Annotated in this window: 10 protein-coding genes and 1 pseudogene; 2 read left to right on the top strand and 9 right to left on the bottom strand. The window is 73.3% G+C overall.

Annotation, left to right across the window (positions count from 1 at the left end; translation table 11 throughout):
- The first annotated feature begins 6 nt into the window (after positions 1-6).
- Positions 7-1,158, top strand: coding sequence for a hypothetical protein (locus ADK60_RS38855; protein ID WP_052709235.1), 1,152 nt, complete (start codon positions 7-9; stop codon positions 1,156-1,158).
- A 91-nt stretch (positions 1,159-1,249) separates the two neighbouring features.
- Here ADK60_RS38855 and rlmN read toward each other — a convergent pair whose 3' ends face one another.
- The 6 genes from rlmN to rpsB form a co-directional block, all read right to left on the bottom strand.
- Positions 1,250-2,350: a dual-specificity RNA methyltransferase RlmN gene (rlmN, locus tag ADK60_RS38850; protein WP_045941285.1), complete on the bottom strand. Its 1,101-nt coding sequence runs from the start codon at positions 2,348-2,350 to the stop codon at positions 1,250-1,252.
- A 75-nt stretch (positions 2,351-2,425) separates the two neighbouring features.
- Positions 2,426-3,625, bottom strand: a complete 1,200-nt coding sequence (locus ADK60_RS38845; protein WP_079009061.1) for a phosphatidate cytidylyltransferase — start codon at positions 3,623-3,625, stop codon at positions 2,426-2,428.
- A gap of 335 nt (positions 3,626-3,960) precedes the next feature.
- On the bottom strand, positions 3,961-4,518 hold the full coding sequence (gene frr, locus ADK60_RS38840; RefSeq protein WP_030396755.1) for a ribosome recycling factor: 558 nt from the start codon (positions 4,516-4,518) through the stop codon (positions 3,961-3,963).
- Positions 4,519-4,615: 97 nt separating this feature from the next.
- Entirely contained in the window at positions 4,616-5,380 is a 765-nt protein-coding gene (pyrH, locus tag ADK60_RS38835) for a UMP kinase (RefSeq protein ID WP_030396754.1), read from the bottom strand.
- A 261-nt stretch (positions 5,381-5,641) separates the two neighbouring features.
- Positions 5,642-6,481 carry a translation elongation factor Ts gene (tsf, locus tag ADK60_RS38830; protein WP_030396753.1) on the bottom strand — a complete coding sequence of 280 codons (840 nt, stop codon included), beginning with the start codon at positions 6,479-6,481 and terminating at the stop codon, positions 5,642-5,644.
- A gap of 129 nt (positions 6,482-6,610) precedes the next feature.
- Positions 6,611-7,543: a 30S ribosomal protein S2 gene (rpsB, locus tag ADK60_RS38825; protein ID WP_053651616.1), complete on the bottom strand. Its 933-nt coding sequence runs from the start codon at positions 7,541-7,543 to the stop codon at positions 6,611-6,613.
- 515 nt (positions 7,544-8,058) lie between these two features.
- Between rpsB and ADK60_RS42835 the strand changes: the two are divergent.
- Positions 8,059-8,739: pseudogene (locus tag ADK60_RS42835) on the top strand (murein hydrolase activator EnvC family protein); the annotation flags it as partial.
- Positions 8,740-8,869: 130 nt separating this feature from the next.
- Here ADK60_RS42835 and ADK60_RS38820 read toward each other — a convergent pair.
- The 3 genes from ADK60_RS38820 to dprA form a co-directional block, all read right to left on the bottom strand.
- Positions 8,870-9,442 carry a TetR/AcrR family transcriptional regulator gene (locus tag ADK60_RS38820; RefSeq protein ID WP_053651614.1) on the bottom strand — a complete coding sequence of 191 codons (573 nt, stop codon included), beginning with the start codon at positions 9,440-9,442 and terminating at the stop codon, positions 8,870-8,872.
- A gap of 260 nt (positions 9,443-9,702) precedes the next feature.
- Positions 9,703-10,593 (bottom strand): RNA polymerase sigma factor WhiG, encoded by an 891-nt coding sequence (gene whiG / locus ADK60_RS38815; protein ID WP_078896693.1) that lies wholly within the window; start codon positions 10,591-10,593, stop codon positions 9,703-9,705.
- A 415-nt stretch (positions 10,594-11,008) separates the two neighbouring features.
- Positions 11,009-12,301 (bottom strand): DNA-processing protein DprA, encoded by a 1,293-nt coding sequence (gene dprA, locus ADK60_RS38810; RefSeq protein ID WP_053651612.1) that lies wholly within the window; start codon positions 12,299-12,301, stop codon positions 11,009-11,011.
- Positions 12,302-12,360: the final 59 nt, after the last annotated feature.

The raw sequence follows: 12,360 nt of genomic DNA, 5'->3' as shown, positions 1-12,360 counted from the left end.
GACGCCGTGTTCTATCTCCGCCTGGCCCGGGGCTACCGGGTCCACGACCTCGGCCGCTGGCTGCTGACCGCCCTGGCCGGCGCGGTCGTCGCCGCCTTCCTGCTGCGCGCCCTCGGCCGGGCGATGAGCGGCCCCGCCGACGGCCACGACGCGCTCGTCCGGCTGCTCTGGTGCCTGCCCCCGCTGGCCGCGGTCGCCTGGTTCGCGGCCGTCGCCGCCCGCGCCGTACCCGCCCGGCGGGCCGACCGGATCACCGGGCTCACCACCGCCGGCGCCGGGGCCGGCCGGATCCGCGCGCTGATCGCCGGCGAGGTCGCGCTCGCCTGCGGGGCCGGCGCCGGACTCACCCTGCTGCTCTTCCTGGTCCTGCGCAACGACATCGCAGGACCGACCCTCGCCGACGAACTGGGCATGGGCGTCGCTCTCCCCGCCGCCGCACCGGTCACCCTGCTCGCCCTCGTACCGCTGACCGCCGGACTCGCCGCCGCCGGGGCCGTCCGGCCGACCGAGACCCTGCCCGGCCGCTCCGGCACCGAACCGACCGGCTTCGGCCCGTGGCGGATCGCGCTGCCGATCGGCCTCGCCGTCATCGGCCTCGCCCTGGAACTGATCGCGCTGCGCCCCGGCGCCGCCGCCGACGGCCGCCCGATCCACCTGCCGGCCGGACTCGGCAGCACCAGCACCGCCGCGCTGGGCGGGTGGCTCGCCTCCGCCGTCGGTCTCGCCCTGCTCACCGGCCCGCTGCTCGGCTGGGCCGGCCGGCTGCTGGCGCTCGGGCGGGCCACCCCGCTGCGACTGCTCGCCGGCCGGGGCCTCACCGCCCAGGCCCGCCGGCTCGGGGCACCGCTGGCCGTCCTCACCCTGGCGCTCGCGGCGGTGCTCACCACCATCCGCTACTGGCTGGGCGAGCCCGGCAGCGCCGATGTCCTGCCCGCGATCGAGGCCGGGCTGGTGCTGGGCTGCGCGGCCGGGGCGGTGGTGGTCCGGCTGGCCGAGCTGCGCACCGCCCGCCGGGGTGTCGCCGAGGCGCTGCTGCGGCTCGGGGCGGCGCCCCGGCTGCTGTTCGGCGCCGTGGTGCTGCGGACCCTGATGACCGGCACGGTCCTGCTGGTCACCGGCGGGGCGACCGCGGCCCTGGCCGCCGCCGGACTGCGCTGACAAAACGCCCCCGTCCGGTGGCCCGGCCCTGACGGGGCGGGTCACCGGACGGGGGCGTTCGGCTTGCGGGGTCGGTCGGACGCTCGGCCGCTCAGCCCGCCGCCGCGAGCTGGCCGCAGGCGCCGTCGATCTCCTGGCCGCGGGTGTCGCGGACGGTCGTCGGCACGCCGTGCGACTGGAGCCGCCGGACGAACTCCCGCTCGTCCTCGGGGCGCGAGGCCGTCCACTTGGATCCCGGGGTGGGGTTCAGCGGGATCAGGTTGACGTGCACCCGGTGGTTCTTGATCAGCCGGCCGAGCAGGTCCGCCCGCCACGCCTGGTCGTTGATGTCCTTGATCAGCGCGTACTCGATGGAGATCCGGCGGCCGGACTTCTCGGCGTAGTTCCACGCCGCGTCCAGCACCTCGGCGACCTTCCAGCGGGTGTTGACCGGCACCAGCTCGTCGCGGAGCTCGTCGTCCGGAGCGTGCAGCGACAGCGCCAGGCGGCAGCTGAGCCCCTCGTCGGCGAACCGGTACATCGCCGGGACCAGGCCGACGGTCGAGACCGTGATGCCGCGCTGGGACAGGCCGAAGCCGTCCGGCGCCGGGTCGGTCAGCCGGCGGATCGAGGCCAGCACCCGCTTGTAGTTGGCCAGCGGCTCGCCCATGCCCATGAACACCACGTTGGACAGCCGGGCCTCGCCACCGGGGATCTCCCCGCTGCGGAGCGAGCGCATCCCGGCGGCGATCTGCTCGACGATCTCGGCCGTCGACAGGTTGCGGGTCAGCCCGGCCTGGCCGGTGGCGCAGAACGGGCAGTTCATGCCGCAGCCCGCCTGGGAGCTGATGCACATGGTGACCCGGTCCGGGTAGCGCATCAGCACCGACTCGACGAGCGTGCCGTCGAACAGCTTCCACAGCGTCTTGCGGGTGGTGTCGTCGTCGCAGGACACGTGCCGCAGCACCGACATCAGCTCGGGCAGCAGGCCCTCGGTGAGCTTCTCCCGACTGGCGGCGGGGATGTCCGTCCAGCTCGCCGGGTCGTTCGACATCCGGCCGAAGTAGTGGTTGGAGAGCTGCTTCGCGCGGAACGGCTGCTCGCCCAGCTCGGCGACGGCCTCCTTGCGCTCGGCGGGGCTCAGGTCGGCGAGGTGTCGCGGGGGCTTGGCGCCGCGCGGCGCGACAAAGGTGAGTTCTCCGGGCTTAGGCATGGTTCATCCAGTGTCGCAGACGCGCGAGGGCCCCGGACGCCGTGCGTCCGGGGCCCTGGGCCGGGGCGGGCGGCCTCAGCTGCCCACGAAGGCCGCCAGCAGCAGCCAGACCACCGGGGCGGTCGGCAGCAGCGAGTCCAGCCGGTCCATGATGCCGCCGTGGCCGGGCAGCAGGGTGCCCATGTCCTTGATGCCGAGGTCGCGCTTGATCATCGACTCGCCCAGGTCGCCCAGGGTCGCGACGACCGCCGCGCAGCCGCCCAGGATCAGGCCCTGCCACCAGCTGCCGCCGTCGATGATCAGCTCCATCAGCAGCGCGCCCGCCAGCATCGACAGGCCGATGCCGCCGGCCAGGCCCTCCCGGGTCTTGCCCGGGCTGATCGTCGGCGCCAGCTTGGTCCGGCCGAACTTGTAGCCCACCGCGTAGGCGCCGGTGTCACTGCACACCGTGACGATCAGGAACAGCACGATCCGCTGCGGACCGTCGTCGGCCGCCAGCATCATCGCCACGAAGGTGGCGAGGAAGGGGACGTAGAAGGCGGTGAAGATGCCCGCCGTTATGTCCCGCAGATAGTTCTCCGGCGGCTCGGCCATCCGCCAGACCATCACCGCAAGACCGGTGAGCGCGAGCGAGGCCGCCGCCCACTGGATTCCCGACCAGTAGCCGGTGGCGACCATCGCGATGCCGCCCACGACCAGCGGGACCAGCGGCGCCTTGATCTCCTTGCGCTCGGCCAGCCGGCTGGTCAGCTCCCAGACGCCGACCGACACGGCCGCGATCACCACGACCAGGAACAGGGCCTTGACGACGAAGAGCGAGGCGACGATGACCGCGCCGAGGCCGACGCCCACGCCTATCGCGGCCTGGAGGTTGCGGCCACCGCGCTGCTTGCGCTGCGCCGGCTGAGGCTGCGGATCGGGCTGGGCCACGGGTGTCTCCTGCCCTGGGTGGGACGACGGCACGAGGAACGGCTGCCCCGCCGGTCCGCCCGGCACACCGGGGTGACCCGCCGCGACCGGCGGCACCTGCGGCGCCGACGGCCCCGGGTACGCCGCGGCGCCCGGGTACGGCCCGCCGACCGGAGCGGACCGGGCGTCGTCGGTGATCGCGCGCAGCACGACCGTCTCCGACGCGCCAGGCTCCACCGCCCCGGGCTGCTCGTCGCGGAACAGCGGTCCGCTCAGCCGGCCCGTCTCCCGGGACGACCCCTCGGCAGGGTCGGGCCCGGACGGGGCTGCGGGCTGCGGGCCCGGGTCGGCCGGAACGGGAGGCATGACCTGAGTCTCCTCCGCGTCGGGGTCCCAGTACACCGGAGGCTGCTGGGAGTGACCCGTTCGGTGTCCGGGGTCACCCGCGCCGTACTGCCCGTGCTGGTCGTACGGCCCGGGCCGGTCGTACTGCCCGGGCTGCTCGTACTGCCCGTGCGGCGGCTGCGCCGGGTACCCGGCGGCGACGGGCGCGGCCGGCGGGCCGGACGCGCCGGGTGCGCCGGACGCGCCGGGGGCCTGCGCAGGCGTGCTGGGGGCCTGCGCAGGCTCGTGCGGACGGTACGGCTGGTACTGCTGGTCGGACGTGCCCCAATAGCCAGGGGCGTCAGGGGCGTCGTTCATCAGACCTCGAGCAGCTCGGCTTCCTTGTGCTTCAGCAGCTCGTCGACGGTGGCCACGTACTTGGCCGTGGTGTCGTCGAGCTCCTTCTCGGCGCGACGGCCGTCGTCCTCGCCGATCTCGCCGTCCTTGACCAGCTTGTCGATCGCGTCCTTGGCCTTGCGGCGGACGGCGCGGATCGAGACCTTGGCGTCCTCGCCCTTGCCGCGGGCGACCTTGATGAACTCCCGGCGGCGCTCCTCGGTCAGCTCGGGGAGCACGACCCGGATGATGGAGCCGTCGTTCGACGGGTTGACGCCCAGGTCGGAGTCGCGGATCGCCTGCTCGATCGCCTTCAGCGCGGTCTTGTCGAACGGCGAGACGACCGCCATCCGGGGCTCCGGCACGGAGAAGGAGGCCAGCTGGTTGATCGGCGTCACGGCGCCGTAGTACTCCGCGACGATCTTGGCGAACATCGCCGGGTGCGCGCGGCCGGTGCGGATGGCGGCGAAGTCGTCCTTGGCGTGGGCGACGGCCTTCTCCATCTTCTCCTCGGCGTCGAGGAGGGTCTCTTCGATCACTGTGATCTCCCTGTCCGGTTCATCTGCTGGTGTCCCGACCGGGGTCGGGCGCCGGAGCCTCGCGGCGGCGGCGCCGTCCGGTACGGCTGGTTACTGCTCAGGCCCGGACAGAATCCTGGCTGATGAGTGTGCCGATCTTCTCACTCTTCACCGCACGCGCGATATTGCCCTCCGCAAGCAGCTCGAAGACCAGCATCGGAAGGTTGTTGTCCTTGCACAGCGTGATCGCGGTGAGGTCGGCCACCTTGAGGTCGCGCGCGATGACCTCGGAGTACTCCAGCGCGTCGAACTTGACCGCGTCCGGGTTGGTACGGGGGTCGGAGTCGTAGACGCCGTCCACGCCGTTCTTGCCCATCAGCAGCACATCGGCGTGGATCTCCAGCGCCCGCTGGACGGCCGTGGTGTCGGTGGAGAAGTAGGGCATGCCCATACCGGCACCGAAGATCACCACGCGGCCCTTCTCCAGGTGCCGGACGGCGCGCAGCGGCAGGTACGGCTCGGCGACCTGGCCCATCGTGATGGCGGTCTGGACCCGCGTCTCGATGCCCTCCTTGACCAGGAAGTCCTGGAGCGCCAGGCAGTTCATGACCGTGCCGAGCATGCCCATGTAGTCCGAACGGGCCCGGTCCATACCGCGGACCTGGAGCTCGGCGCCGCGGAAGAAGTTGCCGCCGCCGATCACCACGGCGACCTCGGTGCCCGCGCGGACGACCGTGGCGATCTCACGGGCGATCGCGTGCACGACGTCCGGATCGACGCCGAGCCCGCCGCCGCCGGCGAAGGCCTCACCGGACAGCTTCAGCATTACCCGGCGGCGCGTGCCGTCCTGGATCTCCCGCGCGGTCTCCTGCGTCTCCTGCATGGACTTCTCCTTCTGCACCTACTGGTTCACAGACGCGGGTGTGCGGGTGCCCGGCCTGCGCGTACACGCGAGGAGGCCACTGCCGCGGGAACCGGTTCGGTGTCCTGCACGGCAATGGCCTCCTCGTCGTTCATGTCGCCGACGCGGCTCGCCCGTGAACGGATGGCGCTGGGTGAGCCCGTACGGCGCGTTCCCCGTCGCCCTGGTCAGCGGGCGGGGGCGGTTCCCAGCCTACGGCCGGGGAGACCGGTGGAACGTGGCTCAGGCGCCGACGCGGAAGCGGGCGAAGCGCTTGAGGGCGACGCCGTTCTCCTCGAGGACCTTGGCGACGGTCTTCTTGTTGTCCTTCGCGAAGGCCTGCTCCAGGACGGAGTTCTCCTTCACGAAGCCGGTGACGCGACCCTCGACGATCTTCGGCAGGGCGGCCTCCGGCTTGCCCTCCTCGCGAGCGGTGGCCTCGGCGACGCGGCGCTCGTTCTCGATGTCCTCGGCCGGGATGTCCTCGCGGGACAGGTACTTCGGCGCGAAGGCGGCGATGTGCTGCGCGACGTCCTTGGCGACCTCGGCGTTCTCCTTGTCCAGCTCGACCAGGACGCCGACGGCCGGCGGCAGGTCGGGGCTGGTCTTGTGCAGGTAGACGGCGACGAAGCCGTCGCCACCGAACTGCGCGAAGCGGCGGAAGACGATCTTCTCACCCAGGGTCGCGTTGGCCTCGTCCACGAACTGCTGGACGGTCTTGCCGGCCTCGATCTCGGAAGCCAGGGCGGCGTCCAGGTCGGCCGGGGCGCTCTTGGCGACGTGGGCGGCGATCGCGTCGGCGACCTGGACGAAGTTGTCACCCTTGGCGACGAAGTCGGTCTCGCAGTTCAGCTCGACCAGGACGCCGGACTTCTTGTCCTCGGCGATCAGCGCGGCGACGGCACCGTTGGAGGCGTCGCGGCCCTCACGCTTGGCAACGCCCTTCTGGCCCTTGATGCGCAGAAGCTCGACGGCCTTCTCGACGTTGCCCTCGGCCTCGTCCAGGGCCTTCTTGCAGTCCATCATGCCGGCGCCGGTGAGCTCACGGAGCTTCTTGACGTCCGCGGCGGTGAAGTTCGCCATGGTGTGAATCTCTTCTCGCGTCTCGCGTGTCTGCGTGGAGTAGCGCCGGGGCCGATGGTTCGGCCCCGGCGCGGGAGAGAGGGGCACCGACCGGTGTCGTACCGGCGGGTGCCCCTCACCCTTGGTACGTCAGGCCTGCTCGGCCGGAGCCTCGGTGGCCGGAGCCTCGGCGGCGGGGGCCTCGGTGACCGGGGCCTCGGTGACCGGGGCCTCGACGGCGGCGGCCTCGACGGCCTCGGCAGCCGGAGCAGCCTCGGCGTCGGCGGCGGGGGCCTCCTCAGCCTTCTTCTCGCCCTCCAGGATGTCCTTCTCCCAGTCGGCGAGCGGCTGGTCGGCACCCGGCTCGGCCTTGACGTCGCCCTTGGCGACACCCGCGCGGGACTTGAGGCCCTCGGCGACGGCGTCGGCGATCACACGGGTCAGCAGGGTGACGGAGCGGATCGCGTCGTCGTTGCCCGGGATCTTGTAGTCGACCTCGTCGGGGTCACAGTTGGTGTCGAGGATGGCGACGACCGGGATGTTGAGCTTCCGGGCCTCGCCGACCGCGATGTGCTCCTTCTTGGTGTCCACGATCCAGACAGCGCTGGGAACGCGCTGCATGTCACGGATACCGCCGAGGGTCTTCTCCAGCTTGTCGTGCTCGCGCTGGAGGACCAGGAGCTCCTTCTTGGTGAGGCCGGAACCGGCCACGTCCGAGAAGTCCAGCTCGCCGAGCTCCTTGAGGCGCTGCAGGCGCTTGTAGACGGTCGAGAAGTTGGTCAGCATGCCGCCGAGCCAGCGCTGGTTCACGTAGGGCATGCCCACGCGGGTGGCCTGCTCGGCGATGGCCTCCTGGGCCTGCTTCTTCGTGCCGACGAAGAGGACGCTGCCGCCGTGGGCAACGGTCTCCTTGATGAACTCGAAGGCGCGGTCGATGTAGTTCAGCGACTGCAGGAGGTCGATGATGTAGATGCCGTTGCGCTCGGTGATGATGAAGCGCTTCATCTTCGGGTTCCAGCGGCGGGTCTGGTGACCGAAGTGGACGCCGCTCTCCAGCAGCTCCCGCATCGTGACGACGGCCATAGCCGTGCTCCTCAGGTGTTACGCCCGGCTCCGGCGCAGCGGCGTCACGGGAGGCGCGATGGCGCTTCCCGCTCGGCTGGTGCGAACGGCCGGGTCAGGCTCGGTTTTGTCCGTGGCGGCCAGGTGACAGCCACGCCTGACGCCCCGAACGTGCCGAGCCGCTTTCCCCGACGGTCCTGGGACCGGTCGGGCTCGGCGGACCGAGCGGCACTCGCACCTGGCGGGGGCGGCGGCTGAGCCGCTGTCCGACCACCGGTGGCGGGGCGTGCGAAGTCGACCCGGCGGACCGGGTCGCGTGTGAAGTGTACGGGAAGCGCCGAGCGCCGAGCGACTCCGCAGAAGGCGGGCGGGCGGGGACCGGCCAGGTCCGGGGCACCCGGGCGGCCGTGCCGGGGTCCCGTGAACCGGCCGGGGTCCACCCGTTGGAGGGACGGCCGTTGTCCCCAGGGGCCGGTTGTCCACAGGAAACGGGCCCCTGGTGGCCGGGTCGGGCCGGCCCGGGGAGCCTCGGCGGCATGACTGTCGGCGTGGGAGTGGTGGGTGTGGGTGTGGGCATCGGTGTGGGTGTGGGTGTGGGTGTGACTGCAGGCGTGGGGGCGAGGCGGCGGCGGGTGCTGCCGCTTCTGCCGGTGGTACTGGTCGCCCTGCTGACCGGCGGCCGGCCCGGGGCACTCGGGCACGCAGCGGGCAGGGCGGACGGGGCTGCGGTCGGTGTCGCGGGGGAGGCGGGTCCTGGCGCGGTCGCTTCCGGGGCTCCCGGGGTTCACGGGGCTCCCGGGCTTCACGGGGTGAGTGGGGGCGGGCGGTGGTGGCCGGTGGACGGGCCGGGCGGGGGGCCGGTTGCCGTGATCGGCCGCTTCGAGCCGCCCGAGCGACCGTGGGGTGCGGGCCACCGGGGCGTCGACCTGGCCGCCACCGCCGGTGCGGAGGTCCGCGCCGCGGCGCCGGGGGTGGTGACGTTCGCCGGGCCGGTGGCCGGACGGCCGGTCGTCACGGTCACCCACGCGGCGGCGGGATCCGCAGCATCCGCGGCTCCGCCGACTCCCCCGCTGCGGACCACCTATCTACCGGTGGAGGGCGCCCTCCCGGTGGGCACCTCCGTGGCGGCCGGACAGATGATCGGACGGCTCGCCCCCGGGGACAGCCACTGCGCCGACGGCCCCTGCCTGCACTGGGGCCTGCTGCGCGGCAAGCGCTACCTCGACCCGCCGGCCCTGCTCGGGACCGGCCGGGCCCGGCTGCTTCCGCTCGACCGCCTGAGGGCCCCGGTCGCCGCCGCGCCGATCCCCCAGGCCGAGCCGCACGCCGTCCGCGGAGCGCGGCGGTTCAGCTCGGGCCGAGGCCGTGCAGGGCGAGGGCGACGGCAGCGTCCGCGATCACCTCGGGACTCTCGGCCCGGCCGCCCGCGGCCCGGTGCTCCGCCTGCCGCACCGCCGCTTCGACGATGCCCTGGAGCAGCGCGGCGGCCAGCCGGGGCTGCTCGTGGCCGAGGTCCTCCAGCGCCTGGACCACCAGCCCGACCAGTGTCCCGTGCGCTGCTCGGATGCGTTCCCGGGCCACGTCGTCCAGCTCCAGCGCGGAGATCGCCGCGACCGCCCGGTGTCGCGGGTCGGCGGCCAGCGCGAGCTGGCTCCGGACATACGCCTCGATCCGCTCGGCGGCGGTGTCCCGGCTCGCCATCCCGGCCTCGATCTCGGCGGCCCACAGCGGGAAGTCCACCTCGCAGAGCGCCTCCACCACCGCCGCGCGGGAACGGAAGTACTCGTACACCGAGGAACGCGCGAGCCCGGTGCGCATGGCGAGCGCGGGGAAGGTCAGGGCCTCCATGCCTCCCTCGGTGAGGAGACTGCGGGCAGCATCGAGGAGGGCTGCCCGCTGCATCTGTCGATGCTCGGCCACACTGGCTGCTCGGATCTTCGGCACGCCCTCCACTGTACGGAGCCCTACATCCCGCCGGTACGGTGCCGCGTACCGCGACGGATACGGAGGGATGCGTTCCGGGGCGCGGAGCGCGGCCCCGGCGTACGCGGCGCACCGACCGGTCCGCACGACGACCGGCCGGGGCGTTCGACGGAGGGGCGTCCGGCCGGGGGTGCTTTTCGGCCGGGTGTTCGACCGGAGGTTGTTCGGCCGAAGAGTGTCCGGCCGGGTGCGTTCGGCTACCGGATGTCCGACAGCTTGGCGCGCAGCTGGAGCACCGACTTGGTGTGGATCTGGCTGACCCTGCTCTCGGTCACCCCGAGGACCTGGCCGATCTCGGCGAGCGTCAACCCCTCGTAGTAGTAGAGCGTCACCACGGTCTTCTCCCGTTCGGGAAGGGTGTTGACCGCCTGCGCCAGCAGCCGGCGCAGCTCCCGGTCCTCGGCCACCTCGACCGGGTCGTCCGCCCCGTGGTCCTCGAGCGTCTCCATCAGGCTCAGCCGGTCGCCGCCGTCGCCGACGGGATGGAGCAGCTCGTCGAGCGCGACCACGTTGGCGAGCGAGAGCTGGCTGAAGATGGTGTGCAGGTCCTCGATCGCGATGCCCATCTCGGCCGCGACCTCGGGCTCGGTCGGCGTCCGTCGCAGCCGGGCCTCCAGCGTCGCGTAGGTGCGCTCGACCGCCTTCGCCTTCTGCCGCACCGAGCGCGGGATCCAGTCCAGCGCGCGCAGCTCGTCGATGATCGCGCCGCGGATCCGGCTGATCGCGTAGGTCTCGAACTTGATGGCGCGCTCGATGTCGAACTTCTCGATCGCGTCGATCAGCCCGAAGACGCCGGAGGAGACGAAGTCGGCCTGCTCGACATTGGACGGCAGACCGACCCCGACCCGGCCCGCGACGTACTTGACGAGCGGTGAGTAGTGCAGGATCAGCTGCTCCCGTAGCCGCTGATCGGCCGTCTCCTTGTAGGAGCGCCAGAGCTCTTCGAGCGCCGTGCGCTCCCGGCGGGGAGCCGGCGCTTCGGCGGACGCGGGGGCGGCCGGGTCGGCGGGAGCGCCGGGCGCGTCCGGGCGGTCGTCGTGCGCCCCGGTGAGCGCCGGACGGCCGCCCTGCCGCGCCAGGGCCCCCATCGCACCCGTGGACTTGGACGGGTACTCGGTCGCGGTCCGCCGCTCGGTGCGCGGCCCTCCCGAGGACCGGGCGCCACCGGTCACTCGGTGTCCGGGAATGTGTGTGGGCATACGTTGGTCTGCGCCGTTCTGCCGAGTCATGTGCTGATAGGGAAGGCATGGCGAGCGTAGCGTGACCGACTCGCTGCAGAGTGCTACCGCCACTCGGTCGTCCCCCGATCCGGTGGCGTTCGTGTCGCCCCACCCGGGCACCGGAGGTGGACGAACCGGATACCGGCCCCGCCCGGCCGGTCCGCCCCGTCAACCCCGTGCCCTTCCCCGTCCTCCTCCCGGTCGTCCCTCGGGCGCGTGTCCTCCTGACGCCCCGCCCCACGTCTCCCCCGAGCCACTCCGCCGCCCTCCTCCGGACGGGCCGTCACCTCCTCCGCACCAGGCGCCAGTGCGCGCCGTGGCGCTCGACATGGCCGAGCGAGCCCAACTCGTAGAGCCGCTGGAGCACCTCGTCCGGCGGAAGTCCCGACTGCCGGGCCAACCGCTCCACCGGCGCGCCTTCCGCGGTGGCCGGCACGGCCTCCAGGACCCGCGCCGCCTCCGGTTCCAGGAGGTCCCTGGGCAGCACCGGCCCGCTGCGCTGCGGCGCCAGGTCCTCGCCGATCGCCCCGATCAGCTCGACGACCTCGGCCGCGTCGGTCACGACGGTGGCGGCGCCGCTGCGGATCAGCGTGTGCACCCCGGCGGAGAGTTCCGAGGTGACCGGCCCGGGCACACCCATGGTGTGCCGGTTGAGGTCGCGGGCGCGTCTGGCGGTGCTGAGCGCCCCGCTGCGCAGCGCCGCCTCGACCACCACGGTGCCGCGGGTCAGCGCCGCGATCACCCGGTTGCGCAGCACGAACCGGAACCTGGTCGGGTGCTCCCCCGGCGGAAGCTCGCTCACCAGCAGTCCCTGTTCGGCGATCCGGCGGATCAGCGCGGTGTTGCCCCGCGGGTAGGCCACGTCCACCCCGCAGGCCAGGACACCGACCGTCGGACCGCCGACCGCCAGCGCGCCCCGGTGGGCGGCCGCGTCGATCCCGTAGGCGCCGCCGGACACGACCACCCAGCCGCGTTCGGCGAGCTGTGCGGCGAGGTCCCCGGCGACGTGCGCACCGTACGCCGTGCAGGCCCGGGCCCCGACCACCGCGACCGATCGCAGGGCGAGCAGGCGCAGCGAACCCGTCCCGACCACCCAGAGCCCGGTGGGCCGGCCCTCCCCGAGGTCGTCCAGCTGGCTCGGCCACTCGGTGTCGCCCGGAATGATGAAGCGCCCGCCGGCCGCACGTACCCGTTCCAGATCGGCGACCGGATCGAGCCCGGTCATCCGGGCCCGGTAGGCCGCGAGTCTGGCGGCGTCCACGCCGAGCTGTTCGGCCGAGGCGCCGCCCCGGATCGCCCGTACGACGTCCAGTGCGTCGAGGCGGGCGAGCCAGCGGCCGAGCGCGGCGTCCCCCGGTTCGCCGAGCCGGCTGAGCGCCGCCCTGGCGAGGCGCTCCGGCTCGGGCCTGGGCCGGGTCTCCGGGCCCGGCGGCCCCTCGGCCTCCGCTCCGGGGGGCCGGGGTGCCGCCGGGCCGGACGGTTCGGCGACGCGCGACCGGGCCTGCGTCCCGGGCTCCGGGACGGCTCCCGGTTCGGTGGGCGGGCGCTGGGGGAGGTCGTTCGCGGTGAGGCTCATGTGTCGCTCTCCTCGGGCTTCTCGGTGGGGGTGGGATCGGGCGGGCGGCGGGCGGACCG

This window comes from Streptomyces sp. XY431 (assembly GCF_001279805.1).
GTDB classification, from domain to species: domain Bacteria; phylum Actinomycetota; class Actinomycetes; order Streptomycetales; family Streptomycetaceae; genus Kitasatospora; species Kitasatospora purpeofusca.
Note: the sequence above shows the minus strand (reverse complement) of the source record. Positions and strands in the feature narration are given on the sequence as shown.